This window comes from Corynebacterium atrinae (assembly GCF_030408455.1).
Taxonomy (GTDB): Bacteria; Actinomycetota; Actinomycetes; order Mycobacteriales; family Mycobacteriaceae; genus Corynebacterium; species Corynebacterium atrinae.
Genome location: NZ_CP046977.1, coordinates 1,557,693 through 1,583,541 on the forward strand (window position 1 = coordinate 1,557,693; position 25,849 = coordinate 1,583,541).

The 25,849-nt window shown below is 61.1% G+C and carries 22 protein-coding genes; 12 read left to right on the top strand and 10 right to left on the bottom strand.

Annotated elements, in window-relative coordinates:
* The first annotated feature begins 106 nt into the window (after nucleotides 1–106).
* Together lexA and sugR are read left to right on the top strand one after the other, a co-directional pair.
* Entirely contained in the window at nucleotides 107–835 is a 729-nt protein-coding gene (gene lexA, locus CATRI_RS07650; protein WP_290216276.1) for a transcriptional repressor LexA, read from the top strand.
* 302 nt (nucleotides 836–1,137) lie between these two features.
* Nucleotides 1,138–1,917 carry a transcriptional regulator SugR gene (sugR, locus tag CATRI_RS07655; protein WP_290216278.1) on the top strand — a complete coding sequence of 260 codons (780 nt, stop codon included), beginning with the start codon at nucleotides 1,138–1,140 and terminating at the stop codon, nucleotides 1,915–1,917.
* 82 nt (nucleotides 1,918–1,999) lie between these two features.
* Here sugR and ptsP read toward each other — a convergent pair whose 3' ends face one another.
* On the bottom strand, nucleotides 2,000–3,682 hold the full coding sequence (gene ptsP, locus CATRI_RS07660) for a phosphoenolpyruvate--protein phosphotransferase (protein WP_290216280.1): 1,683 nt from the start codon (nucleotides 3,680–3,682) through the stop codon (nucleotides 2,000–2,002).
* 334 nt (nucleotides 3,683–4,016) lie between these two features.
* Between ptsP and CATRI_RS07665 the strand changes: the two genes are divergently transcribed.
* From CATRI_RS07665 to CATRI_RS07675, 3 genes are read left to right on the top strand one after another with little or no spacing between them, the layout of a single operon-like run.
* Nucleotides 4,017–4,994: a 1-phosphofructokinase family hexose kinase gene (locus tag CATRI_RS07665; protein ID WP_290216282.1), complete on the top strand. Its 978-nt coding sequence runs from the start codon at nucleotides 4,017–4,019 to the stop codon at nucleotides 4,992–4,994.
* A 9-nt stretch (nucleotides 4,995–5,003) separates the two neighbouring features.
* Complete coding sequence (locus CATRI_RS07670) at nucleotides 5,004–7,064, top strand: PTS fructose transporter subunit IIABC (protein ID WP_290216283.1); 2,061 nt, start codon at nucleotides 5,004–5,006, stop codon at nucleotides 7,062–7,064.
* A gap of 54 nt (nucleotides 7,065–7,118) precedes the next feature.
* A complete protein-coding gene (locus tag CATRI_RS07675; RefSeq protein WP_047253249.1) occupies nucleotides 7,119–7,382 on the top strand; it encodes an HPr family phosphocarrier protein in 264 nt (87 codons plus the stop codon).
* 238 nt (nucleotides 7,383–7,620) lie between these two features.
* Here the strand turns inward: CATRI_RS07675 and CATRI_RS07680 are convergent, their stop codons facing one another.
* Complete coding sequence (locus tag CATRI_RS07680; RefSeq protein ID WP_290216288.1) at nucleotides 7,621–9,159, bottom strand: IS1634 family transposase; 1,539 nt, start codon at nucleotides 9,157–9,159, stop codon at nucleotides 7,621–7,623.
* Nucleotides 9,160–9,751: 592 nt separating this feature from the next.
* On the opposite strand from CATRI_RS07680, the gene CATRI_RS07685 reads away from it, so the two are divergent.
* Together CATRI_RS07685 and CATRI_RS07690 are read left to right on the top strand one after the other, a co-directional pair.
* Nucleotides 9,752–10,528: a hypothetical protein gene (locus tag CATRI_RS07685; RefSeq protein ID WP_290216290.1), complete on the top strand. Its 777-nt coding sequence runs from the start codon at nucleotides 9,752–9,754 to the stop codon at nucleotides 10,526–10,528.
* Entirely contained in the window at nucleotides 10,525–12,549 is a 2,025-nt protein-coding gene (locus CATRI_RS07690; RefSeq protein ID WP_290216292.1) for a YhgE/Pip domain-containing protein, read from the top strand. Before CATRI_RS07685 ends, CATRI_RS07690 begins: the two co-directional genes overlap by 4 nt.
* Here the strand turns inward: CATRI_RS07690 and CATRI_RS07695 are convergent.
* From CATRI_RS07695 to hflX, 3 genes are read right to left on the bottom strand one after another with little or no spacing between them, the layout of a single operon-like run.
* Nucleotides 12,546–13,505 (bottom strand): ADP-ribosylglycohydrolase family protein, encoded by a 960-nt coding sequence (locus CATRI_RS07695; RefSeq protein ID WP_290216294.1) that lies wholly within the window; start codon nucleotides 13,503–13,505, stop codon nucleotides 12,546–12,548. The two genes, CATRI_RS07690 and CATRI_RS07695, sit on opposite strands and share 4 nt — an antisense overlap.
* A gap of 24 nt (nucleotides 13,506–13,529) precedes the next feature.
* The gene (locus CATRI_RS07700; protein ID WP_290216296.1) at nucleotides 13,530–14,816 is read right to left on the bottom strand and encodes a uracil-xanthine permease family protein; all 1,287 of its coding nucleotides are present in this window, start codon (nucleotides 14,814–14,816) and stop codon (nucleotides 13,530–13,532) included.
* Nucleotides 14,817–14,854: 38 nt separating this feature from the next.
* Entirely contained in the window at nucleotides 14,855–16,396 is a 1,542-nt protein-coding gene (gene hflX, locus CATRI_RS07705; protein ID WP_290216298.1) for a GTPase HflX, read from the bottom strand.
* A gap of 98 nt (nucleotides 16,397–16,494) precedes the next feature.
* Between hflX and CATRI_RS07710 the strand changes: the two genes are divergently transcribed.
* Nucleotides 16,495–17,226: a hypothetical protein gene (locus CATRI_RS07710; RefSeq protein ID WP_290216300.1), complete on the top strand. Its 732-nt coding sequence runs from the start codon at nucleotides 16,495–16,497 to the stop codon at nucleotides 17,224–17,226.
* A 15-nt stretch (nucleotides 17,227–17,241) separates the two neighbouring features.
* Nucleotides 17,242–17,772: a hypothetical protein gene (locus tag CATRI_RS07715; protein ID WP_290216302.1), complete on the top strand. Its 531-nt coding sequence runs from the start codon at nucleotides 17,242–17,244 to the stop codon at nucleotides 17,770–17,772.
* On the opposite strand, the gene dapF is transcribed toward CATRI_RS07715, so the two are convergent.
* The 3 genes from dapF to CATRI_RS07730 are packed head-to-tail and all read right to left on the bottom strand — an operon-like array spanning nucleotide 17,773 to nucleotide 20,064.
* Nucleotides 17,773–18,558, bottom strand: coding sequence for a diaminopimelate epimerase (dapF, locus tag CATRI_RS07720; RefSeq protein ID WP_290221046.1), 786 nt, complete (start codon nucleotides 18,556–18,558; stop codon nucleotides 17,773–17,775).
* Between the two features lie 5 nt (nucleotides 18,559–18,563).
* Nucleotides 18,564–19,460 carry a tRNA (adenosine(37)-N6)-dimethylallyltransferase MiaA gene (gene miaA, locus CATRI_RS07725; protein WP_290216304.1) on the bottom strand — a complete coding sequence of 299 codons (897 nt, stop codon included), beginning with the start codon at nucleotides 19,458–19,460 and terminating at the stop codon, nucleotides 18,564–18,566.
* 1 nt (nucleotide 19,461) lies between these two features.
* A complete protein-coding gene (locus CATRI_RS07730; RefSeq protein WP_290216305.1) occupies nucleotides 19,462–20,064 on the bottom strand; it encodes a hypothetical protein in 603 nt (200 codons plus the stop codon).
* Nucleotides 20,065–20,190: 126 nt separating this feature from the next.
* Between CATRI_RS07730 and CATRI_RS07735 the strand changes: the two genes are divergently transcribed.
* Both CATRI_RS07735 and CATRI_RS07740 read left to right on the top strand, forming a co-directional pair.
* Nucleotides 20,191–21,549: a DUF349 domain-containing protein gene (locus CATRI_RS07735; protein ID WP_290216307.1), complete on the top strand. Its 1,359-nt coding sequence runs from the start codon at nucleotides 20,191–20,193 to the stop codon at nucleotides 21,547–21,549.
* Nucleotides 21,549–22,631, top strand: coding sequence for a GNAT family N-acetyltransferase (locus CATRI_RS07740; RefSeq protein ID WP_290216309.1), 1,083 nt, complete (start codon nucleotides 21,549–21,551; stop codon nucleotides 22,629–22,631). Before CATRI_RS07735 ends, CATRI_RS07740 begins: the two co-directional genes overlap by 1 nt.
* On the opposite strand, the gene CATRI_RS07745 is transcribed toward CATRI_RS07740, so the two are convergent.
* Both CATRI_RS07745 and miaB read right to left on the bottom strand, forming a co-directional pair.
* The gene (locus tag CATRI_RS07745; protein ID WP_290216311.1) at nucleotides 22,628–23,305 is read right to left on the bottom strand and encodes an Rv2732c family membrane protein; all 678 of its coding nucleotides are present in this window, start codon (nucleotides 23,303–23,305) and stop codon (nucleotides 22,628–22,630) included. The two genes, CATRI_RS07740 and CATRI_RS07745, sit on opposite strands and share 4 nt — an antisense overlap.
* A gap of 26 nt (nucleotides 23,306–23,331) precedes the next feature.
* Entirely contained in the window at nucleotides 23,332–24,861 is a 1,530-nt protein-coding gene (gene miaB, locus CATRI_RS07750; RefSeq protein WP_290216313.1) for a tRNA (N6-isopentenyl adenosine(37)-C2)-methylthiotransferase MiaB, read from the bottom strand.
* Nucleotides 24,862–25,112: 251 nt separating this feature from the next.
* On the opposite strand from miaB, the gene gluA reads away from it, so the two are divergent.
* Nucleotides 25,113–25,841: a glutamate ABC transporter ATP-binding protein GluA gene (gene gluA / locus CATRI_RS07755; protein ID WP_290221049.1), complete on the top strand. Its 729-nt coding sequence runs from the start codon at nucleotides 25,113–25,115 to the stop codon at nucleotides 25,839–25,841.
* Nucleotides 25,842–25,849 lie beyond the last annotated feature (8 nt).

Genomic DNA, 25,849 nt, shown 5'->3' on the forward strand with positions numbered 1-25,849 from the left:
AAACATGTAGGTGATGGATGGCTCGGCAGAATCCACCATTCGAACTAGACACCTCAACCAGCCCGTTTCCCCACAACCACACCCCAACCGCAAAGGACCCAAAATCATGGCACGCAGTGGCTCAACTCCGAAGGTCGACCCGACCGGCAAACCAGACCCCTCCGAACTTTCAGATCGCCAACGCCGGATCCTCGAAGTTATTAGGGATGCGGTGGTTCTCCGTGGCTACCCGCCAAGCATTCGGGAAATCGGTGACGCTGCTGGCCTACAGTCGACCTCCTCCGTCGCCTATCAGCTCAAGCAGCTGGAAAAGAAGGGATTCTTGCGCCGCGACGCCAACAAGCCGCGCGCCGTTGATGTACGAACCCTTCCTTCCACCGACATGAAAAAGAAGCCGGGGCGCCGCTCGGCAGCTGAGGCATCTGGACCCAACTACCCCGATGCCCCTACCGACGCCAGCCCGACAAACTTCATTCCCGTTGTTGGACGCATCGCCGCCGGCTCGCCCATCCTCGCCGAGCAGGATGTGGAGGAGTACTACCCGCTCCCTTCCGACATCGTCGGCGAGGGAGAGCTGTTCATGCTCAAGGTAGTGGGGCATTCCATGAAGGATGCTGGCATTCTCGACGGAGATTGGGTCGTTGTTCGTTCCCAGCCAGTAGCAGAGCAGGGCGAGTTTGTCGCTGCCCTCATTGAGGGTGAAGCCACAGCCAAGGAGTTCCACAAAGACTCCACAGGCGTGTGGTTACTCCCCCACAACGATGACTTCGCTCCAATCCCAGCCGAGCATGCGGAAATCATGGGCAAGATTGTGTCAGTTCTTCGTAAGCTCTAGGGACTGCATCTCTCCCATCGTCAGATGTCTGATGTAACCCCCTCGCAGCGAGCTAGACTATGCAGTCGCATCCCGACGTTACCCCCGAATTCGGGATGCGCCGAGGAAAAAGGGCCGCTCGTTACCGATGTAACAAACATAACTCAACGCGCTGAGCGGTTGTTTCGCGGATTTTCGGCCCAGAATTGCCCGAATGGGACCAAATGTGATGCGCTTTGTTGGGCTTTGCCCCCGATTTTTTGGGAGAATGGCACAAACGGGCATTTACCCGACCGATTGTGTGGGAACGCGAGGAAATTGTGATGTATGCAGAGGAGCGTCGTCGGCAGATAGCCTCTTTGACGGCCGTCGAAGGGCGAGTCAACGTCACTGAGCTAGCTAGTCGGTTTGACGTTACCGCCGAGACCATTCGTCGCGATCTCGCTGTCCTGGACCGGGAGGGGGTTGTTCACCGGGTTCACGGTGGCGCAGTTGCCAGCCAAACATTTCAGACAGCCGAGTTCTCCCTCGACGCTCGATTTCGCTCCGCCCCGACTGCAAAATCAGCAATCTCCCGGGCAGCCCTCGAATTCCTCCCCGAAGCTAATGGGGGACTGTTTTTAGACTCCGGAACCACCATCGGCACCCTGGCAGAGTTGATCGCCGAGCAGCAAGATGCTGGCCAGTGGTCAATCGTGACCAACAGTCTGTCAATAGCGCTGAACTTGGCCAACAAGGGACTGTCGAAGGTGCAGCTTCTGGGTGGCTCCGTTCGTGCGATTACCCAAGCCGTGGTCGGCGACACCGCGCTTCGCACTCTGGCTCTTATGCGGGCGGACGTAGCCTTCATTGGTACTAATGCCCTGACCTTGGATCACGGCTTGTCCACGGCGGATGCCCAAGAGGCAGCGATCAAGTCCGCGATGGTCACCAACGCCCACAAAGTTGTCGTCCTCTGCGATTCAACCAAGCTCGGAAACGACTACCTCGTCAGCTTTGCCAGCATCAGTGATATCGACGTCGTTATCACGGACGCATCGGCGCCGGAGTCCTATGTTTCCGCACTTCGGGAACGCGAAGTGGATGTCATCATCGCCGAGTAAGCGCGGCGTTGAAAACAGAGACAAAGATGTGCCCCTCGAAACCTTTCTGGTTCGAGGGGCACATTCTCTTAATCGTCGATGTTTAGCCCAGGAGGAGCTCACGCACCGCGTCGCGGGCGGCTGCAGCACCGACGGACTCGAGAGCCAGGTCTGCGGCCTTCTTACAAGTCTCCAGATCCACCTTTGCCAACTGGGCGCCGACTCCCGGCAGGGCCGTGGAAGCAGCCGAGAGGGAGTTAACACCAAGTCCGGTGAGGACACATGCCAGCATGGGGTCTGCGGCCGCCTCGCCACAGACGCCGACCGGCGTTTGGGTGTCGTTGCCGACGATGCAGGTATGACGGATCAGCCGCAGCACTGCCGGCTGCCAGGGGTCCGTCAGATATGCCAACTGCGGAGAGAGTCGGTCAGCGGCCATCGTGTACTGGGTGAGGTCGTTGGTACCAATGGACACGAAGTCCAAGTGAGGCATGAGCTTGTCGGCCATGAGGGCGGCTGCCGGAACCTCGATCATCGCACCGGCGACGAGTCCACGCTCCCGGCACAAGCCGGCAAACCACTTGGCTTCACGCGCAGTGGCAACCATCGGTGCCATAACCCACGTCGGAGCGTCATCTCTGCGGTCTTCCGCAGCCTGGGCAATGGCGTCAAGCTGGCGAGTCAACAGCGGCTCATTGTTGTTGGCGATGCGCAGACCACGCACACCAAGCGCCGGGTTTTCCTCAGCGATCATGTTGGCGTAGGCGATGGGCTTATCCGAACCAGCATCCAAGGTTCGGATAACTACCTTGGAGGAGGGGAAGGCTTCGAACACCTTGCGGTAGATCTTGGCCTGATCGTCGACACTGGGCTCTTCGGATGCCGACAGGAAGCTCAGCTCGGTGCGGTAGAGGCCAATACCTTCAGCCTGACCCTCTGCAGCCAGACGCGCTGCGTTGCCGTCCGCGACGTTGGCCAAAAGCTGGACCCGGTAGTCGTCCTTGGTCTTGGCTGGACCACGCCACTGGGCGACGAGGGCAGCCGTCTCACGGGATTCGCGGACCTTTTCCTTCGACAGGACCGGGTCGGCGTTGAGGGTGATGGTTCCCATCGCGCCGTCAATAAGCACCATTTCATCCTGCTCGACGGAGCTGATGGAGGATCCTACGGCGACGATGCAGGGGAGGCTGAGCTGACGGGCGATGATTGCTGTGTGGCTAGTCGGGCCACCAAGCTCGGTTACCAGCGCCACGATGTTGTCGGTGTTCAGCGTGGCAGTGTCCGCGGGAGAGAGGTCATCGGCGAAGAGGACGCCTTCCCCCTCGATCTCCGGCAGGCCCGGTTCCGGCTCGCCGCGGAGTTCCGCGAGGACTCGATCACGAATGTCCTTCAAGTCGGTGGTGCGCTCGGCCATGAGACCGCCTGCAGCCTCGAACATCGACACAAACTTGTCCGTTGCCGCGGCTGTGGCGTTTTCCGCTGGCTGGCCCTTGGCAATGAACTTTTGAGCAGTCTTGCGCCAACCACGATCTTTAACCATTCCAGCAGTGGCCTTGAGGACCTCGGCGGATGAGCCCTCCAAATGCCCCGAGCGTGTCAGGAGTCGATCCGCGACCGTGTCGGAAGCGGCGACAAAGCGCTCATACTCAGCGTCGCGCCGGTCCTCCGGCACATCGTCTGCAGGCGTGGGCAGTTCGGGGCGGGGTCGGGCCCAAACGGCGGGGGCGTAGGCGATGCCGGCAACGACACCAGTTCCCTTAATAGAGGTGCTGTGAACAGCCTCCATGGTTGTCTCCCATCTCGGATTGAGGAGTTCTCGAGTAATGCGACCAGCCTACCAATTTTCTGGTTTCCGGGCGTAAACTCTTGACAAACGGACACATTCGGACAATACTAAAAACACATTCGAGTATCGAATGTGATCCATCGCACGACTCTAGGTTGTTATCTTAACGCGTCAGCCACCTCGCGACCAGCTAGAATTCCCCCAAGAACCCCATATTGCCAGCTCAAAGGCACTGTGAACATCTCCTGAGGTTCTAGCCAGCCAAGAGGCAGGTTGAGAGCAAAGAATCCACAAGTCGGACGTCGCCGGTTTCCGAACGGACAGGGAGCACCCCTTGATTGTCACTTTGACCCCTAATCCCAGCATCGACGCGACTATGGAGTTGGACTCACCCCTCCAGCGGGGGCAGGTCATTCGCCCCGTGTCCATTTCCCAGGTCGCGGGAGGCAAGGGGATCAATGTCTCCCACGCGCTCGTGTTGGCTGGAGTCGAGAGCACCGCACTCTTCCCCGCCGATGAGGGCGACCCCTTCCTCACGTTGGTCGCCAAAACGGGCATCCCCTACCGCCACGTTCCGGTGACAGAGAGCGTGCGAATCAACACCACCCTCACTGAGAATGACGGCACCACCACCAAAATCAATGGCGCCGGTGCCACTCTCGATTCCCAGGCCCGCCAGCAAGTGGAAGAGTTTTTGATTTCATTGCTTGGCGCCAATGCCACCTACCTGGTCCTCGCGGGTTCCCTGCCGCCCGGAGTGCCGTTGGATTGGTACACCAGCCTCCTAGCCCTCGTCCGTTCCAAGTTCCCGGACCTACCAATCGCTGTCGACACCTCGGACGAGGCCATCGCCTCCCTCGGGCGCAACCTCAACATTGCTGCCCCGACCTTGATCAAGCCCAACGGTCTCGAGATTGGTCAGATGGTGGGCGCTGACGGTGACGCAATCGAATCTGCCGCCGCCGAAGGCAACTTCGTTCCGGCGATCCGCGCAGGTCGACAGGTTGTTGACCGGGGGGTGGCGGAAGTGCTCGTGACTCTGGGTCCTGCGGGCGCAGTACTCGTGACGGAAGCAGGCGCCTGGGTGGCTACTCCCCCGCCCACCAACGTGGTCTCCACCGTCGGAGCAGGTGACAGCTCCTTGGCTGGCTACCTCATCGCTCGTTCCCAGGGCGACTCGCCCGCAGAGTGCCTCCGTCGCGCAGTCGCGTACGGTTCGGCTGCCGCTAGTTTGGCCGGAACAACTATTCCATCTCCATCACAACTCAATATGGCGGGCACAACAGTGCACGACCTCTCCCACGAAATCTGAGGAACAACCATGACCTCGCCGAACAATCAGATCATTACGAATGATCTGGTCCTCCTTGACGCCGACCTAGGCGCCTCACCCACCGATGTCATCACCCAGCTCGCCAACACCGTCGCGTCCAGCGGCCGGGCGACGGACGCCGCTCAGCTCGCTGAAGACGCTATCGCCCGCGAGTCGAAGGCCCCCACTGGGGTACCAGGCAAGGTGGCGATTCCCCACTGCCGCTCAGCAGCAGTAAGCGTGCCGACGCTCGCGTTTGCCCGACTCACCCGTCCCGTCAACTTTGGCGGTCCCGACGGCGATGCTGAATTGGTGTTCCTCATTGCCGCCCCGGAGGGCGGCGGCAAGGAACACCTCAAGATTCTGTCCAAGCTCGCCCGCGCTCTCGTCCGCGGTGACTTCCTCGAGCGGCTCCGTACCGCCAATTCCCCAGAGGACATCGTTCGGGACGTTATCGAGATCACTTCTGCAGAAAAGAAGCCTGCAGCCGCCTCAGCTGCCCCCCTTCCTGCGGGAAGACCGGGCGTCGATAAGCAGGTGACGCGCATTGTCGCGATTACCGCCTGCCCCACCGGCATAGCTCACACCTACATGGCGGCCGACGCCCTGGTCCAGGCTGCCGAGGCTCGCGACGACGTCGAGCTCGTCGTGGAGACCCAAGGTTCTTCCTCGACCAAGGCGATTGACTCTTCCCTGGTCAAGGCCGCCGATGCAGTGATTTTTGCCACCGACGTGGGAGTCCGCGACCGGGAGCGATTCGCGGGCAAGCCCGTTATCGAATCCGGAGTCAAGCGCGCCATCAACGACCCCAAGGTCATGATCGACGAAGCCATCGCCGCGGCGCAGAACCCCAACTCCCGCAAAGTCTCCGCCGGAGCGGCATCGGCCACAGCGGAAGAGGCGGGCAAGCAGCTGGGCTGGGCGCGCCGCATCCAACAGGCCGTCATGACCGGCGTTTCGTACATGATTCCATTCGTGGCTGCCGGTGGCCTCCTCCTGGCCCTCGGCTTCCTCATCGGTGGCTACGACATGGCCAATGGTTGGCAGGCCATCGCCACCGGCCATTCGCTGGGTAACCTGCCCGGACACACCGTCGACGTTGACGGAGTCGCAGTTACCTTCGACCGTTCAGGTCTCGCGCTCTACCTCGGTGCTGTGTTGTTTGCCACAGGACAGATGGCGATGGGCTTCATCGTCGCCGCACTGTCCGGCTACACCGCCTACTCCCTGGCGGGACGCCCCGGCATTGCCCCCGGCTTCGTCGGCGGCGCCATTTCCGTGCTGATCGGCGCTGGCTTCCTCGGCGGCCTGGTCACCGGTATTCTCGCAGGCCTCATTGCCTACTGGATCGGTAATTGGAAGGTCCCGCGGATCCTCAACTCCCTCATGCCCGTGGTCATTATTCCGCTGCTGACCTCGCTGACTATCGGCCTTGTCATGTTCTTGCTCCTCGGCCGCCCGCTGGCTGCCGCGATGACCGGAATGACCAACTGGCTAGGCGCGATGTCCGGCTCGTCCGCTGTCCTCCTCGGCGTGATCCTCGGCCTCATGATGTGCTTTGACCTCGGCGGACCCGTCAACAAGGCCGCGTACCTCTTCGCTACCGCAGGCTTGTCCACCGGTGACGAAGCCTCAATGCAGATCATGGCCGCTGTCATGTCCGCCGGTATGGTTCCCCCCATCGCACTGTCGTTGGCCACCCTCGTGCGTAAGCACCTGTTTACCCCGGCCGAGCAGGAGAATGGCAAGTCTGCCTGGCTGCTGGGCCTGTCCTTCATCTCTGAAGGTGCCATCCCCTTCGCCGCTGCTGATCCGCTGCGCGTCATCCCCGCAATGATGGTCGGTGGTGCCACCACTGGCGCTCTGTCCATGGCCTTCGAAGTCGGTTCGCGGGCACCCCACGGCGGCGTGTTTGTCCTCTTCGCCATTGATCCCTGGTGGGGCTTCCTCCTCTCCATCGCTGTTGGCACCATTGTCTCTGCAATCGCGGTCATCGCCCTCAAACAGTTCTGGCCTAACAAGGCCGCTGAGGAAGCTGCCGCTCGCGGTTCGGTCGTGGCCGCCTCCTAGCTCTTTGCCTACACTGGATAGCACCATCCCTTTAGTTGAAAGGACCTCTGCCCCATGGCTTCTAAGACTGTTGTCGTCGGCTCCTCCGTCGGCCTGCATGCCCGTCCTGCTTCCCTCGTCGCCGACGCTGCTGGCGAATACGATGAGGACATCATCCTCACCATGGCCGATGATGAAGACGAGGAAGCAGACGCTGCCTCCTCTCTCATGATCATGGCACTGGGCGCCGAGAAGGGTGACAAGGTCACCGTCACTTCTGACAACGCCGAGGCTGTTGAGAAGATTGCCGCTCTCATTGAGTCCGATCTGGACGCCTAAGCTCAATGTTCTCCTAGCCCGATCTGGCGGCTAGTGAGCTACTCCCCGGAGAGTCGGACTGAGATTTACAGGTCCGACTCTCCGGGGAGTTTTTTCATGCTCGGAACTCGAAGATGTTGACGGTGAGCGAGCTGCTTGTTGGATTCCAACAACTCTAATGTGAGTTATATCACCATCAGTGACGCACTTTCCGAGTCCCCGGGCCCGACTGAGTGCATATATCCTGACTTAGGCCAAATTAGTCAGACAGACGAGGAAGCTTAGCCAAGATCTCCTCAACCTCAGCAGGAACCGGGGACTGCGCATAAACAGTCTGACCAGCGACCTCAATAGTGAACGACCGGCACTTCTTCAACGTTCTCACCAGACGCTTCAACGACAACCCCGACGCCTGCTCCAACACATGCCCCACAGCCATCGCCGCCATCACAATCGTCAAGTGCGCATCAATGGAATCCTTCTTCCGATGGAAGATCGGCCGGGCCTTCAGATCCGACTTCGCCATCCGAAACGCCTTCTCAATCTTGAACAACTGCCGATACGCCCCGATGACCTGCTCAGGATTCAGATCTACCCGTGAGGTCTCATAGCCTTTGACCCCAGCTAGCGCGCGGTGTTTATCCGCTAACGTGTGGTTGACCTGCTTATTCGGGGCTTTCAAGTCCACATAACGGTTTCGCTTGACCGGCACTTGACCTGCGACAGCTCGCTGCGCTTTCGCTACCTGCTCATCGATCCCTTTCAAGGTCCGGCGTGCCCGATCCCAGGAATACTGGTAGTAGGTCACCGAATGCGGGATACCATCGGGTCCACGGCCCGTGCGGTCAGCAAACCTCCATACCTGCCCGTCGGTGTAGTCCTCGAAGCTGCGCGTGGGTTCAGCATCAAGCCACACCTGCACCGGATAGGGAATGTCACGCTCCCGAGTACCGAGGATGTAGTGCAGTCCGGCATCCACGACGGCCTGCTTGTTACCGGCGGAGAACATCCCGGCGTCGGCGACGATGGTGATGTCATCAAGCTGATAAGCATCCTTGAGCCGATCAATCATCGGCAACATCGTCTGGGTTTCGGCTTTGTTCCCCTCGAACGCCCCGATCGCTACGGGGAACCCAGCGGCATCAGACAACAACCCGACGGTGATTTGGGGTTCCAGGCGACGCTCCTTCGAAAATCCTGGTTTCCGAAGGTCGTCGTCTTTGTCTGTTTCGAAGTACAAGGTCGTGACATCGTAGAGGACCATCACGCCTGGGCCGATCCCAGCATGGGTGGCAAGTGCCTTTGTGACCTGGTCGCGGAAGGCGGTGGTGGCGTAGACGGGTAGGCGTCGTTGGATGGTGCGGTAGGAGGCAGAGGCGACACCGATTTCGGCGAGGGTTTCGATGGATTCGAACTTCGAACCGGGGTGGATGATCCGTGCGGTGACTAGGTCGTAGAAGACTGGGTCATGATCGGTGGCCTCGTGTAGTCCCAGCTGGTGGTAGGCGCCGTGGATGGCGTTGATGAGGTGGTTGGCGCGTTCGCTGGTAATGGGTACGGGATTATCCACCGCGCCTGTCCCGGCTGGCATGGTGACCTCGTCGTTTAGTCCTAGGTCGAGGCCTATTTGATCGCCGTCGATCATGCGTTGGGCGCGGGCGAGAAGGAGGCTAAGTTCCTCATCAGTGTGGGCGGAGCCAAGGTGATTAAGAACCGGCTTTCGATTCCGATACCCCCAGATGACCTGCACAGCCGTGGCACCGGACGCAGTCGGTACGGTGCGGATCTTCGGTGGCATGATTCACAGCCTACTGCCACCCCCACTGCTACCCGCTTAGTCTGACAAACAGCCCCTCACACCGCCAAAATGCCCAGGCCCAGACGTCAAGATGATCTGCGCCACACCAAAATGGCCTAAGTCAGGCAACAACTCTAATGTGAGTTATATCACCATCAGTGACGCACTTTCCGAGTCCCCGGGCCCGACTGAGTGCATATATCAATCGCTCACGCATGAATTGTGCGGCCCCCTCCCCCGTTTCCCCAGTTCCTCGAACTTTGGCTCAATTTCGCATGCAGTTGACTAATATCCTGACAGGCATTTCCCAGCTTCTCGCTGCCCTGCATGAGGTGTAGCTTGTCTTCAAGATGTTTTAAATCACAGGGATGCTCAAACGCTGACGTATTGAATTTAGTAGGACGCCGAAACGAACTATCAATCCGCCCATTGGCGGGACGCAGAAGTACATAGTTAGTGCGTAGTAATTAAACGTCAACGACACTGCTAGAAATTCTACAAACACACAGCGATCAACGGCACCCGAGAAACTGAATGACTGAAATAGACGTTGGGAGTGTGAAAATCAATGCCAGCTAAACAAGAAGACAGCGTGGATGAATTGGTTTTCCGAGTGCGAGACCTCCGGTTGCCGGCCGGAGGCACCCGCGAGAACTTTGAGATCGAACGCGGGCTGACCATGGTTCATGCGGGCAGAGAAGAAGGCGCCACGGTGTTGTCCATGGTTCTCGCCGGGCGGATGAAGCCCGAGGCGGGAGAATTTTACCTGTACGAGGATGAGGCTACTTCCGAGGCGCAGATGACACCAGGCATGCTGCACAAGCGGGTGGCCTTTGCGGGAGTGGACTTCCACCACCAGCTGGAAAGGGAAGTCGAGCTGTGGACCGTCATCAGCGAGCAGGCCTCCTGGGTCTCCCCGTGGTGGAAACTTGGCCCCAGTTCACTGGCCAAGATCCCCGGTTGCCTGCAGGCACTGGATGTGATGGGCCTGGAATGGAGTGATGACTTCGTCCGCCATCATCGCGTCTCGCACCTCGGAGTGGTGGACCGGGTGAAGCTGGGGATCGTCCTGGCTCTCATCGCCCGGCCAGATCCTTCGCTGTTCATCTTCGATGACATCGACCAGCTGCGCAGCTTGCGCGCACGTAAGCAGGTGTTGCTCTCGCTTCGCCGGCTTTCACGCGAATGGCGCGGCAGCGAAGAATCTGCTGACCCAGGACTGAGCTGTATTGCCGTCACCTCCAACAGTGACATCGATGGCATTTGTGATCACTTCATTTCGGTCACCAGCGATGACTACGATGCGGCGCATTCCGATGAGGGCTTGGTGACGGCCCAGATTGCCATGAACCAGGAGGCAAAAGCATGATGCTCAATGGATTGCATTTGGGATCGGAACTCAAGCGCTTCAGCCGCGGCAAACTACCTCCCCTGGCCTTGACCGTCATCATTATGTTGCCGCTGTTGTTCGGCGGTCTTTTCGTGTGGTCCTACTGGGATCCGATCGACCGCATCAATAAAATGCCGATTGCGCTAGTCAATTCCGACGAAGGTGCCAGCGTCGATGGTCAGCAAATCAAAGCGGCATCGCAAATCGTCGACAAGCTCCGAGAATCTGACCAAGTCCACTTGGAACAAGTCAGCAGCCAAGACGCACTGTCTGGCGTTAATGACGGTAAGTACTACTTCGCCATCGAATTCCCCACCGACTTCTCGGTGGCTGCGGTCAGCGCGAATTCGGATACCCCCCATAAAGCCAAGCTTAATGTTGTGTTCAACACCAACAACGGCTTCATGGCCATGACGCTGGGAAACCAGGTCGTGGTGAGAATCATTGACACCATCAACGAGGAACTCGGCGCGGAAGTTGCCTCCAAACTCTTGGTGGGGTTCAACACCATCGGCGAAGGATTGCACCAAGCCGGCGACGGCGCTTCCCAACTCGCCGAGGGCACCGGCACCGCCGAAGACGGTGCCACGAAGCTTGCCGACGGTGCGAGCCAGCTCAATGACGGACTTACCTCCGCCCAGGACGGGGTCGGCCAACTCGCGGAGGGCGCACAGAAGCTCGACGCAGGCATCAACAGCGCGGCAAACGGGGCAGACCAACTCGCGAGCGGCATGACTCGATTGCAATCAGCTACCGACGAACTGGGAGCTGGCGCAGGCCAGGTCGCCGATGGTGTCGACCAACTCACCGGCTTCGCCAGCGGAATCGAACAGACCCAGCAACAGCTCCTCGCTCCCCTGGTGAACTTGTCTGCCTCCCTGCGGGCTACCGGGCTGCCGCAGGCCATGGCCGCTGCAGATCAAGCGGATCAGATCATTGCCGGTCTCCAAAACCCTAATGGCAACAACGTGTCCGAGTTGATCAGCAAGCTAGATCAACTCAACGCGGGAGCCAAGACGATCCACAATCAATTGGCCGATCCGGCAGCGGCTTATCGGTCCGGGGTCGACTCCGCGACCGCCGCATCGGGCCAGTTGGCCACGGGCTTGCACACGTTAGCCGATGGTTCGCAACAGTTGGTGATAGGGACCCAAACCCTCGCCGATGGCACGTCGAAACTAGTCGAAGGATCCAATCAGCTCACCGTCGGCGCGAATTCACTGGCTACCGGTTTAGTAAAACTCGATGACGGCAGCAATGAACTTGCACTGAAACTCAATGAAAGCGCCACTCAGATACCAAACTTCCCGGAAGACACCCTGGATGACGCTGCTCGGAATGTATCCAGCCCCGCTGCTCTTAACTACACCAGCTCGTCCTCCCAGCTGTTCGGTGAGGGACTGGCCCCCATCTTCATCAGCTTGGGTCTTTTCATGGGTGGCACGGTCTGCTTCATGCTGCTGCGTCCCCTCCAGCGCCGCGCCGTCGACGCCGGGGCAAACCCATTGCGCGTCGTCATGGCCTCCTACATTCCGGCAATGCTGGTTGGTTTAGCCCAGGCCACCGTGATGTTTGGCATCCAGCGCCTCTTCATCGGTGTCCATGCGGTCAGCGAACTCGGCATGTGGGCGGCGATGTGCTTAACCTCCATGGCGTTCATGGCCATTACCCAGGGTCTTAACGTGGTGTTCGGTTCCACGGTCGGTCGGGTGCTCTGCATCGCGCTCATGAGCTTGCAAATCGTTTCCTCGGGCGGAATTTACCCGCCAGAGACCCAACCGCTACCGCTGAAGTGGTTCCACACCTACGACCCGATGACCTACTCGGTCAATCTGATCAGGCAGGCCATGTTTGGCATGTCTCCCGGGGATGACCGCGCGATCCAGGCCATTGTCGTGCTCGTGTGCATCGCGTTGGGCATGCTTTTGGCTTCGAGCTTGGCAGCCCGCCGCGAACGCCAGATTCGGATGAAGGAATTCCACCCGGAGGTCGCAGTCTAGGAACGTTCAGACATTAGCCCGGCCAGCTCGTCCGCTTGCATCACCAGATCGGTGGCCCAAAATTCACGGCCCAGCGGGTGCCGCACGCTGGGTATTCCCTCCCCCGGTCGGCATTCCAGCACCGTATCTACCCACCGACGTGGCCAACCGCTATTGCCGTGCGCTGCGCCTAGCAGCGCACCGGCGATGGCGGCATTGGTGTCGGTGTCCCCGCCCATCCCGACGGCATCGATCAAGGCGGACTCGGGGTCGTCGAAAAGCATAAGTTGGCGTACCGCGATGGACAGCGCTAGAAGGACCCAACCCTCGTGGATCTCATAGGCACTGACGTCACCAGCCCGGCCGGCTGCGATGGCCTCCAGGACCGACTCATTGGTAGCAGTTGCTTCCATCGCGGCAATCATCTGCTCAGGGTCACCACCCCGAATGCCGGTCGTCAGTGCCGCTACGAATGCCGCGTTGGCGTCGACGCACACGGGATGGGGATGGGTCAATCGGGCATCAGCCCGGGCGAACTCGACGGCCGTAGCTAGACCAACTTCGCTGCGCACGCCGAACACTCCCAGCGGTGACACGCGCATGAGCGCACCATTGGCTTGAGAATTCGCATTCACGGGCCCGCCAGATAACGCCGCCGCGCACGTACCACCAATGTCGAAGGGGCCGGTGGAATACCAGTGGACATATGAGGCAAAGACATCCTCGACGTCGAAGGTATCCCTGCGCTGCAGGCTGCGGATGAGCATCATGGCCATCTGCGAATCATCCGTGGGCTGCCCGGCGATGAGATCCCACGTGCCGCCGTCGGCCAGGTCGCGGACACCATCGGGATGAAGCTGCGCAATCCGAGCTGCAGATTGAAACTCCACGAGGCTTCCCAGCGAATCACCAATGAACTGACCGAGGAGGCACCCTCGGGCGCGGTCGCGTAGCAGATCTGCATCACAAAACGTCATACTGCCCAGAATAAGGCCCCGAGATTAGAAGGTGGCGTTCTTGCCTTCCCCGACGGACAGGTACAGCCGTTTGAGGATCGGGTAAGCGATGATGATGCCAGCTGACCCCCAGGCAATGCCTTCGAGTTCGACACCGAAGATGGACAACGTGAGGTTGCCGATACCGGCGACGAGGGCGACGGCGGCGGTTGTCAGGTTGACGGGATTGTTGAAGTTGACGTTGTTGTCCTGCCAGATGCGGATGCCCAGCATGCCGATGAGACCGTAGAGGACGAGTGTCGCACCGCCGAGCACTCCGGCGGGAATGGTGAAAATGAGCGCACCGAATTTCGGGATGAAGGCGAGGGCAATGGCGGTGGCAGCAGCGACCCAGTAGGCCGCAGTGGAGTACACACGGGTGGCTGCCATGACGCCGATGTTCTCGGCGTAGGTGGTGGTACCGGATCCGCCAAAGCTCCCGGCGAGGGTGGTGGCGAGACCATCGGCGACGAGAGCATCGCCTGCCAAGTCATCGAGGTTGCGCCCGGTCATTTCCGACACTGCTTTGACGTGTCCGACGTTTTCCGCGATGAGCACGATGATCACGGGCAAGGTGACCAGGATGGCCGACAGATGGAACTCGGGCGAATGGAACTGGGGCAGGCCGAACCAGGCAGCGTCCCGGATGGCTTCGGTGGCGCCCGGAGCAAGGTTGCCAGTCACGGCGGCAAAGACCCACCCGACGACGACGCCAATGAGGATACCCAGGCGGGCGACCATGCCCCGCCCGGCCACGGTGGCTGCCAAGATTGCCAACAGAGTTACCGCGGCAACCAGGGGCTGCGCCTGGAAGTTTGTGGCGGCGGTGGGTGCCAGATTCAGCCCGATGAGGGCGACAATGGCGCCGGTGACGGCGGGCGGCATGACGGCGTCGATAACCTGCCGGCCGGCTGCTTTAATGATGAAGCCAACGCCAATGAGGGCCAGGCCGGTGACCAACACTCCGCCGATCTGCGCGCCGGGGCCATACGCCTGGCTGGCGGCGAGCGGAGCGATGAAGGCGAAGGATGACCCGAGGTAGGAGGGCAGTCGGTTCCGGGTGATGAGCAGGAAGATCATCGTTCCCAGGCCCGAAAACAGCAGCGTGGTGTTGACGGGGAATCCCGTCAGGGTGGGCACCAAGAGCGTCGCGCCGAACATGGCGATGACGTGCTGCATGCCGATCCCGATGGTGCGGGGCCAGCTGAGTCTTTCTTCGGGCGCGACGACGGCGCCGGGGAGAATCTTCTTGCCGTCACCATGGACGGTCCAACCGAAGTACTTGTTAGTCACGGGATGTAGCGTACCGCCGCTAGCCCGGATCGTTGGTGCTAGTCCCCTGGATTATCCTCAACGATGAACTCCGACAATTCGGCGGCGAGGGAACGGGGCAGGCGAACGTCGATTAGCGTGCCCTCGGCGCCGTACTCCTCCTTGCGGACGGTCCCATATTCGTGGAGCCGGGAGACGATGTCTCCGCGAGTAAACGGGATGAGCAATACGACGTGGGCGTCGAGGGAGTTAAGGAAAAGCTCGATGCGTGCTTCGAGCTCCGGGATGCCCTCCTTCGTCAAGGCAGACACATAGACAACGTTGTCGCGGTCGAAGGCGTGCCGTAGCTCCGCCAGCACCAAGGGATCCGCGGCGTCGATCTTGTTCACCACGATGATCTCAGGCGGTGCGGGCTGCCCCGTCTCTTTGACGATGTCGTAGATCACCTTGTTAACCGCATCAATCTGCTTGAGCGGAAAAGGATCGGATCCGTCGACGACATGGAGCATGAGGTCAGCCGCCAGCACTTCCTCCAGGGTCGACTTGAATGCCTCGACCAGCTGGGTGGGAAGGTGGCGAACGAAACCGACGGTATCGGTGAACACGACGGCGCGGCCATCGGCCAGCTCGGCGCGACGCGTCGTCGGATCGAGTGTGGCAAAGAGCGCATTCTCGACGAGCACGCCCGCGCCCGTCATGGCATTAATGAGGGAGGACTTTCCCGCATTGGTGTATCCCGCGATGGCTACCTGCGGGATGGTTGAGTCCTGGCGGCGCTGGCGCTTGATCTCTCGTGCAGTTTTCATTCCGGCTAGCTCACGGCGCAGCTTAGCCATATCAGTACGCAGTCGTCGGCGATCAGCTTCAATGCGCGTTTCACCCGGGCCACGCAGGCCTACGCCGCCATTGGATCCAGCTCGGCCACCTGCCTGGCGGGAGAGGTTTCCACCCCAACCGCGCACACGCGTGTAGAGGTACTCCATCTGCGCCAGGCTGACCTGCGCTTTGCCCTCCTTGGACTTCGCGTGTTGCGCGAAAATGTCAAGGATGAGCATGGTCCGGTCGATGACCTTGAGGTTGAGCGCCGACTCCAGAGCGACGAGCTGGCCGGGGGTAAGTTCGCCGTCGCAGACGACGGTGTCAGCTCCGGTAGCGGCGATGATCTCCTTGAGCTCGTTGACCTTGCCGGAGCCAATGAAGGTACCCGGGTCCGGCTTGTCGCGGCGCTGGTAGAGGGTTTCTAAGACTTCGGCACCAGCTGTCTCGGCCAGGGCGGAGAGCTCCGCCATGTTTGCTTCGATCTCCGCAGAGCTCCCCTCGGTCCACACCCCGACAAGGATGACCTGCTCGAGGCGGAGTTTGCGGTATTCGACTTCGAAGCCGTCGGCGATCTCCTCGGATCGGATAGTGGTATCGCTGCCGCGACGGAGCGCATGGCGCTCCGCCAAATCAAGCTCACCGACCGTCGGGGCGATCAACCCGGACAGATCCGTGCCTGGGTCTTCATCTGCGCTCGGCTGTGGGGCGTTATCGCGGAAGGCGCGGGCCAGCAGATCGTCGTGTGTGCTGTAGGACGTGCGGTTGTTGTCAGATTCAGTCATTGTCTTTCAATTGTTCCATGTTATGAGCTGGAGCCGGTGAGAAGCCGGTGAGAGGTCAAGAACCACGGGTGTGGGAGATGCTATTAGACTGTCGGATTATGAGCACCGACTTGAAGAGCATCGGCCTGGGTTTCGACCGCTGGCAGGATGCGGTGGAAGCCGCCATCGCCACCAATCAGCTGGCCGTGACCGGCGAAGTTCGCGGCGGGCAGCTAATCCAGTACGTGGACGCCTCCGGCGCGCAGATCAACATCTTGGCGGTGGAACCTTTTGCGACATTCGCGGGTTTCGATGCCGTGACGCAGACATTCGCCCACATCAGCATGGTCAATGATGTCCTCGCTTACTGCGAGATCATCGATTCCTTTGGCAATGTCATTACCGCCATTACCGCCAACCTGTCTCAGGGACCGCTCCTCGCGGAGGAGGCCACCCAGGAATGGCAGCAAATCGGCGTAACCGCGCTGGCTTTCGACTCCACGATCACCGATGCGGACCCCTCCTATGTCGGCCCGACCTTCCACTCCGAAGGCGCGCTCACTGTCGCCTCGGGCTCCGGTGCCGCTGCCCCCGATGCCTCGGCTACGTTTAGTGCCCGGATCATGGACGCGGAATACCGCACCAACCAACTCACCGGCCAGAGGTTCATCCATCTCACCGTTGATGGTGTCTTCCCCTTCGATGTGTGTCTTGGCGACGCCCCCGAGCTCCCGGCCCGGGACAGCATCATTTCTGGTACTGCACTACTCACCGCCTCGGTCCTGTCCCCTATCTCCGCCGGAGGTGGCTGCGGTGGTTGTGGTGGAAGCTGCGGCTGCGGCGGACATTAAGCCGGAAGCGTGATCATGAATGATCGACTACCCATCCAGCCGGAACCGAGTCGGTTTCGGTGGCCCCTGGTCGTCATCATCGTCTTAGCCCTGCTCGTTTTCGCCTGGTTGCGAGTGCAAGGCCTCCTACTTCTTTTGCCGATCTTCGCCATCGCAGCGTTGATGCTGTTGAGGCGACCGAACTCCTCGGAGACTGATTCATTGCGCACCTCCATTGCGCTGTCCGCCGATGACATCCGCGACGTCATCGCCGAGTATGAGTATTTCTCTACTTCCCCGGACGCCGACGCCCTCGCAGATCGGACGCTCCATCGCCCAGCATTGGCGGATCACTACTGTGACGATCCGGCTATTGAAAGCTTCCACCACCAGACTTCGACCGCGCGGCGCTATCTCTCGCGCTTGGACGCCCGTTTGGCCAATCAGGATCTAGAGGTCGGGCAGCTGGAAAACCTCCTCAACGTCACCGACGAGCGTGCGCTCGAGATTAAGAACGCGTGGCTCGAGGCGCGTCACGCCGCCAAACGTCTCGGCCCGAACTACTAGCTAGATCTCGACCTGCCCCGTCGCCACAATCTGCGAAGGCCCGGTCAACGTCGACTGCTCTCCGGAAATCTCGACGACGACCTCGCCTCCGGGGACGGCGACGGTGACACGGCCGTCGACAAGCCCAGCATCAGCCAGAGCAGCGCGAGCGGCCGCGACCGTTCCGGTTCCGCAGGAACGGGTTTCACCGACGCCTCGTTCGTAGACGCGCATGTGCACGCGGCCGTCGACCAGTGGCGTCACAATTTCGACGTTGACACCCTGGGGGAAAAAGTCCGGATCAAATTCCGGCGCGAGGAGATCCCACTCGGCGAGTGCCTCCGGCCTCAGGCCGGGTACGACGCAGGCGAGGTGCGGGTTGCCCATATTCACACCTAGGCCGGCTACGTGGATGTCGCCGATGCGCGCCGTCGAAACGCCGGTGACCTCTGCTGGCCCCATGTCGACGGTGACGATGGCATCTGTGTCGTCGAAAGATTTCACGACCACGCGGCGCTGACCGGCACGGGTATGCACAATGAATTCATCCGAGTCCACCAGCCCGCGAGACCTCAGCCAATGGGCGAATACGCGAACGCCGTTGCCGCACATCTCGGCGATGGATCCGTCGGCATTGCGATAGTCCATGAACCAGCCGCCGTCCTGGGTGTCCACGCGTAAGACGCCGTCAGCTCCGAGGCTCGCTCGGCGGTCGCACAACGCCGCGATCTGCGCAGGGGTGGGGTCGGTCGGTCCGGGCAGAATGATGAAGTCGTTTTCGGTTCCGTGGCCTTTAGCAAAGTCGATGCGAGTCACCTCAACAATTCTAGTGCGCGGGAGCGGGGATCGGCAGCTGCCTCTAGCCACTGCACCCGTGGGTCACGCTGAAACCAGGAGCGCTGGCGCCGCACGTAGCGACGGGTTCCGGTAATGGTGCGCTCGAGCGCCTCATCCCACGTCAGCTCCCCCTCCATCGCGGCAAGTACCTGGGCGTAGCCGATCGCCCGGCCGGCAGTCGAGTCCGCCACGAGGCCCTCACTCACCAATTGCTCGACTTCAGACACGAGTCCCTGCGCAAACATCTGGCGCGTGCGAAGCTCGATGCGCGGATTGAGCCATTCCGCCTGCGTGCGCAGACCCAGAATGCGAGTCCCCCAACGAGGCGGGGCATTTTTGGGTGGTTGGGAAGCCTTGAACGGTTGGCCCGTCAGCTCGATCACTTCGAGGGCGCGGACGGTGCGGCGGGGATCTTTGTCCTCAATGATGGCGGCCGCGGCGGGATCCTGTGTGGCCAGCTCCGCGTGGAGGGCGTCTATACCGACCTCGGCCAAGGTTGATTCCCACTTGGCCCGCACCTCCGGGTCGGTTGGGGGAAACTGCCAGTCATCGATGAGCGATTGCACGTACAACATTGAGCCGCCGACGAGGATGGGCACCCGGCCGCGGGAGATGATGGCTTCCACATCCGCGATGGCATCCGCTTGGTAGCGCGCCACCGACGCCGTTTCCGTGACATCCCACACGTCCAGCTGATGGTGTGGGATACCCGCGCGCTCCTCGATGCTCAGCTTGGCGGTGCCGATATCCATCCCCCGGTAGAGCTGCATCGAATCAACGTTTACGATCTCCCCGTTTAATTCCTCTGCCAGCGCAATGCCAAGGGCAGACTTCCCCGACGCAGTCGGTCCCACCACTGCAATGGGCAACATGCTACAGCTCCCATCCGGCGACAAAACGCCCGACACCAAGACTCAAGTCGGCAAAATGCACCTGTGCCTCACGGGGCGCCAGCGCGGCAAGTTCCATCCACAGGTCCGGCTCAATTACTCCGGCGGTGCGTAACGACGCCGCGTCCATCTCCCCTGCCACATCCTCGCCGCCGAGAACTGCCCGGCACCATTCGTGCGCCCGTGGCGCCGCCTCCAGCAGGGCCAGCGGCGCGCGGGGGGTCAGCCCCGCGCTCCCATCCACCGCCACGATGGTGATCACACCCTCCGCGGGCTGCCCCAGGGTGCCGCGCACCGAGACCACCCGTGAGGCGCGCTCGGCCAGGGCGTAGCGCTGGACCAGCTCCGGTAGGAAGCGACCCGCCCCGACGTTGACGTGCGGGGCGCCCCACGCCCGGAAGGAGCCTTCGCAGGCGGTTTCCCACCGTGGGTTGCGGCTACCAACCAGCTCGATGGGCAGCGCGTCCGGGAGGGCGTCGATAAGCTCCCGGAGCGTGGCAAGCGCCGCGGCCCCGATGGTGTCCTGCGGGGACAACTCCGCCACGAGGGCGGGACTGGCGGGCATGACTAGCAGGTTCGGGGTCATCACCGACATATTACTGACACGCCCCTTGGGCGCGCGGTATGTTAGGTGCAGCACATAGGGTGCCCACCTGGTGAGGTGCCCCGGCAGCCGTGACGCGCGGCACATCGACGAAGAGAGAAAACGACTATGACTACTCCCCCCACGCCTTCCCCCACCCCCGGCAACATGCCCAAGCCGGGACCACGCCCGGGAGCGCACATGGGTAATCGTCCAACTCCTTCGCCGCGCCCCGCCGGGAAGACCGCTCCCCTGCCCGTCCCGCCCAAAAATGATCCGGCCAAGTGGGGTCGCGTCGCCGAAGACGGGACTGTCTTTGTCAAGACACCAGACGGGGAGAGGGAGATCGGCTCCTGGCAGGCCGGCACTCCAGCCGAAGGCTTGGCTCATTACGGCCATCGCTTCGACGACCTGGCCACTGAGGTGGAGCTGCTGGAATCGCGCCTCAACGCCCACCCGGATGATGCGAACTTGATTAAGTCGACGGCCGCGCAACTGCGCGAGACCCTGCCCACGGCGGCCGTCATCGGTGACCTATCGAGCTTGGATAAGCGCCTGAACACCATCATGGAACACTCCGCAGCCGCAGGTGAGCAGGCTAGGGCGGAAAAGGCTCGCCGCCGCGAAAAAGCTATCGAGCATAAAGAAAAGCTCGCGGCGGAGGCGGAAGACCTGGCCGAAAACTCCACCGAGTGGAAAGCCTCGGGCGATCGCCTGCGCGAAATCCTGGAAGAGTGGAAGACCATCCGCGGAATTGACCGCTCCACCGACGACGCGTTGTGGAAGCGCTATTCCCGCGCTCGGGATGCCTTTAACCGCCGACGCGGATCCCACTTCGCCGATCTCGACCGGGGTCGCGCCGCAGCGCGCCGGGCGAAGGAAGCCCTCGTTGAGCGCGCCGAGGCTTTGAAGAACTCGACCGATTGGAATGAAACTGCCCGCGCCTTCCGTGACCTCATGAAGGAGTGGAAGGCCGCCGGTCGTGCCCCCCGCGAGGTGGACGACAAGCTGTGGGATGCGTTCCGCGGCGCCCAAGATCATTTCTTTAATGCCCGCAACGCCGAGACCGCTGAGCGGGATAAGGAGTTTGACACCAACGCGGCCGCCAAGGACGCGCTCATTGCGGAATATGACTCTCAAGTAGACCCCGCCAAGGGGCTCGGTGCTGCTCGTGCCAAGCTGCGAGAACTGCAGGAGAAGTGGGATGAGATCGGCTTCGTGCCACGAGGAAAGGTCGCGGAATACGAGGACAAGATCGCCGCGATTGAAAAACGGGTTTCCCAGGCCGAGGAGTCCAAGTGGAAGCGCACCGATCCGGAAGCCCAGGCCCGGGTGGATCAGTTCCGCGCGAAGGTCGCCGACTTCAATGCCCAAGCTGATGCCGCCGAAGCTGCCGGTAAGTCCGCTAAGGCCGCCACCTTGCGCGAGCAAGCCGCCCAGTGGCAGGAGTGGGCCGATACCGCCCAAAAGGCAGTGGAAAGCCAGTAGTGCCCTTCGTCCAGTTTGCGCGGCCGGTTCCAGGTGAGGAACCGGCCGCCGGTCTTCGCGAGCTCGTGTTCATGTCCAACCTCGCGGCGCAGGAAACCACCGGCGACACGGCCTCATCGATGTCGGTGGAAAGGGTGGCTCACCGTCTGCGCGGCTCGTCCGTCTACGACTCCCGAGCATTAGCGCTTATCGACGCCCACGTAGCTTCCCCTCGCACTTATCCCGTGGTCGCTGACCTGGAGAATGGATGGGAGGTGTCCGGTTACCTCGTGTTGGGCCTGCCCCTGACCGAAGATCGCGACGTCGTCGACGTCGAGGTCATTCTCGATGCTGCCTTCCAACCCCTCCCCGGTGCCTCGCTCACACTTGCGGCGCGGGCTGTGTGGGACGAGCTCCTGGAGGAAGCAGCTCTATTCGCCGCGCGGGAAAATCGCAGCGTCCTGCAAAGCTGGCTTCTCCACTCTCCGGCGGAGGAGCCGGGCACCGGCCCGAGCACCGAGGTCTTGGCGGATGCCGGATACCACCTCGGACTCACAGAGCTGCAGGGCTACATCGAGGTCGCGCCCCTCACATGCGAGTCTGACCTGAGCTTTTCCGTAGTTGAGGACCTAGACGTCCCGCCGGAATTGTTCGCAGCCGTAGTCGCGCTCTATCAACTGGCAGCCTCCAGCATTCCCCACGGCGGACTTCGGGCCACCGACATCGAATGGACTACCCAGCGGCTCATTGACGCCCGCGCAAGGCTCCTCGACACACACCGCCGATCCCTCCTAGTCCTGGCACACGATGCCGAAGGCGTGGTGGGAATGACGGCGGTAGTTCACCATGAGGGATCTGAGGACGGCGTCCTCGAACAAGATCTCACCGTCGTGGTGCCCCGGGCCCGAGGGCGAGGCGTAGCCACCGCCCTCAAGCGCGCGCTGCTCAACGAAATCCCCCTGAGGTTCCCTGGGGCGCGGCGGGTTTACACGTCATGTGCCGTGGACAATGCCGCCATGATTGCGGTAAATGAGTCGCTGGGCTGGACGGTTATCAGCGGTAGCTCGGGATGGGAAAAGCGGCTCCCCTCGACTAAGGCTTAAGGAGTATTTCGCCGATGCCGCTCGGCGGCGCGCCGACGGCGATCATCTTCCAAGAGTGGGTTGGTGTCCTCGGCGCTTTTCTGGCTGGTGACCATCGCCGAGCGCTGGGCATAACCCACCTCGTCGAGGACAGTTTGAGAGGCCCGGGACTCGGCGAGATTCTTCTGGCGATCGTCACGACGCAAAGCCACCAGGCAGTACACCACGAATGCCAAGCCGACGGCCACGATGGAAAGCCACATGCCGATCGACAAATCCACGCCGTCTCCCGAACTACTCCGCGTCTGACGTAGCCAAATGGCCAGGACAGAGTAAGGGAAGCCGACGGTGCAGAACATCCAGGCGATAAGCCCGAACACCGAGCGGCGAGTGATAAGGGTCAAGGTGGTGAACACACCCAGGCCCAAAAACAGCAGGGTGGAGTAAATGTACTCGGTAATCTTGATGCCTGACTCGGCGGCCGCCGGCATGCGGAGGAGGACCTCAAAGCCGCGGACGCTACCCGCCTGCGGCAGTAGCAACGCCACCACGTAGAGCAGCAATGCTGCCAGCAGAACATACTGATGATGTCCCAGGTGCATGCGCCGAGCAGCCTTTTTTTCTTCGACTGCCAGCTGGCGCACCGACGCGGCGGAAGCGCGGATTTCTTCGCTGCTTGGGGTGATCTCACTCATGGAGAACACCTTAGCCCGCCAGTGTTCTAGCAGCCGCACTCCCCTGCAGCCGGGGCCGCCTCCGGGGCGGGAGCGCCGATGCGCGGGAGACCGAGACCGACGCCGATGGGCGCGGTCGTCGGAACGCGACCGGACGCAGACATGTCCCCTGCGAGCGTGCGGCGGTGGGTGAGCACGCCGGCGTCGGCAAGCAAATAATAAGGGGTGGAACCAGTAATGGTTGTCGTGACCATATCGCCGGGGCGGATGTCGCCGTCCAGCGCACCTTCGGGGACGAAGTGGACCAGGCGGCCATCGCGGGCACGGCCGGTCATCCGGTGCGTCTGGTTATTTTTGCGGCCGCCCTCTTGGACAAGCAACTCAACTTCCGTGTCGATGAGCTGGCGGTTGCCTTCCGCCGAGACCCGTTCCTGGAGGGCAACGAGTCGCTCAAAGCGCTCCTGCACAACATTTTTGGGTACCTGCTCGGCATAGGTCGCGGCAGGGGTGCCGGGCCGCGGGGAGTATTGGAAAGTATAGGCAGAGGTAAAACGGGCCTTTTCCACGACGTCAAGGGTGGCCTGGAAATCCTCCTCTGTCTCCCCGGGGAATCCAACGATGATGTCGGTGGTGATGGAGGCATGCGGCAGCTTCTCCCGCACCTCATCCAAGATGGCCAGGAACTTCTTCGATCGGTACGAGCGACGCATCTCCTTGAGCACCTTGTCCGAACCCGACTGCAACGGCATGTGCAACTGCGGGCAAATGTTCGGCGTTTCCGCCATGGCATCAATGACGTCGGAGGTGAACTCGGCAGGGTGTGGGGAGGTGAACCGCAAACGCTCGAGGCCGTCGATGTCGCCACAGGCGCGCAGCAGCTTGGAAAAGGCGCTACGATCTCGCTCAATTTCCGGGTCGGCGAAGTTGACTCCGTAGGAGTTGACGTTCTGCCCAAGCAGCGTCACCTCCGTCACTCCTTGATCTACGAGGGCCTGGACTTCCGCGAGAATTTCGCCCGGGCGGCGGTCAATTTCCTTTCCTCGCAGACTTGGCACAATGCAGAACGTGCAGGTGTTATTGCAACCGACGGAAACCGATACCCAGCCGGCATAGGCAGACTCACGCTTCGCCGGCAGAATCGAAGGAAACGCCTCCAGGGACTCAACGATTTCGACCTCGGCCGTCTGATTGTGCCGGGAGCGTTCCAGCAAGGTCGGCAGGGAACCTATGTTGTGGGTGCCGAAGACCACGTCAACCCACGGAGCTTTGGTGACGACCGTGTCACGGTCCTTCTGCGCCAGGCAACCACCAACGGCGATTTGCATGCCGGGGTGGTTGTTCTTTGTCGCCCGCAACTGACCCAGCGTGCCATAAAGGCGCTCATCAGCATTCTCACGGACGGCACACGTGTTAAAGACGACAAGATCCGGTTCCTCCCCCGCCGCCGCGACGTAGCCGGCCTCCTCCAAGAGGCCGGATAGGCGCTCGGAATCATGCACGTTCATCTGGCACCCGAAAGTGCGGACCTCATAGGTTCGGGGGTGATTGTCAAGGATTTGAAGGTTCTGCTGCGCCACGGGGTGCCATTCTAGCCGGGGGTGAGATGCCAACCAATTGCTGAGCCAGAGCGGGCAAGTCCACCCCAACCTGGACCGTTGCGTCAGGTTGTCAATTTGCTAGGCCATTGGGCGAACATTGCGTATGTAACGGGATTTGCCACGTTGCAAAATCGTTAGCCGAAAATGCTCACTTTGCTACCGGATCGGCCTATAGTTCTCGTATGACCCAGAACACACCTGCCACGGCTGAAGGATCAGGCAACAAGCCCATGATCCGGATGCGCGACGTGCAGAAGTACTTCGATGATTTTCAGGCACTCAAGGACATCAACCTGGAAATTCCCAGCGGCCAAGTCGTAGTCGTGCTCGGCCCCTCCGGCTCAGGAAAGTCCACCCTCTGCCGCACCATCAACCGGCTTGAGCCCATCGAGCAAGGCACCATCGAGATCGACGGTGTCCTCCTCCCTGAAGAAGGCAAAGACCTGGCTAAGCTGCGCGCCGACGTGGGAATGGTGTTCCAGCAGTTCAACCTCTTCCCCCACCTGACGATCAAGGACAACGTCACGCTTGGCCCGATGAAAGTGCGGAAGTTGAAGAAGGCCGCCGCCTCCGAACGGGCAATGCAACTGCTGGAGCGCGTCGGCATCGCTAATCAGTCGGACAAGTACCCGGCGCAGCTGTCCGGTGGACAGCAGCAGCGCGTGGCCATCGCTCGCGCGCTGGCCATGAACCCCAAGATCATGCTTTTCGACGAACCAACGTCCGCCCTCGACCCCGAAATGGTCAATGAAGTCCTCGACGTCATGGCGGGCCTGGCTAAGGAAGGCATGACCATGGTCGTGGTCACTCACGAAATGGGCTTCGCTCGGCGGGCCGCCGATCGAGTTCTGTTCATGGCCGACGGAGCGATCGTCGAGGACTCCACCCCCGACGACTTCTTTTCCAATCCCAAGACTGACCGCGCCAAGGACTTCCTGGGCAAGATCCTGTCCCACTAGACACCTCC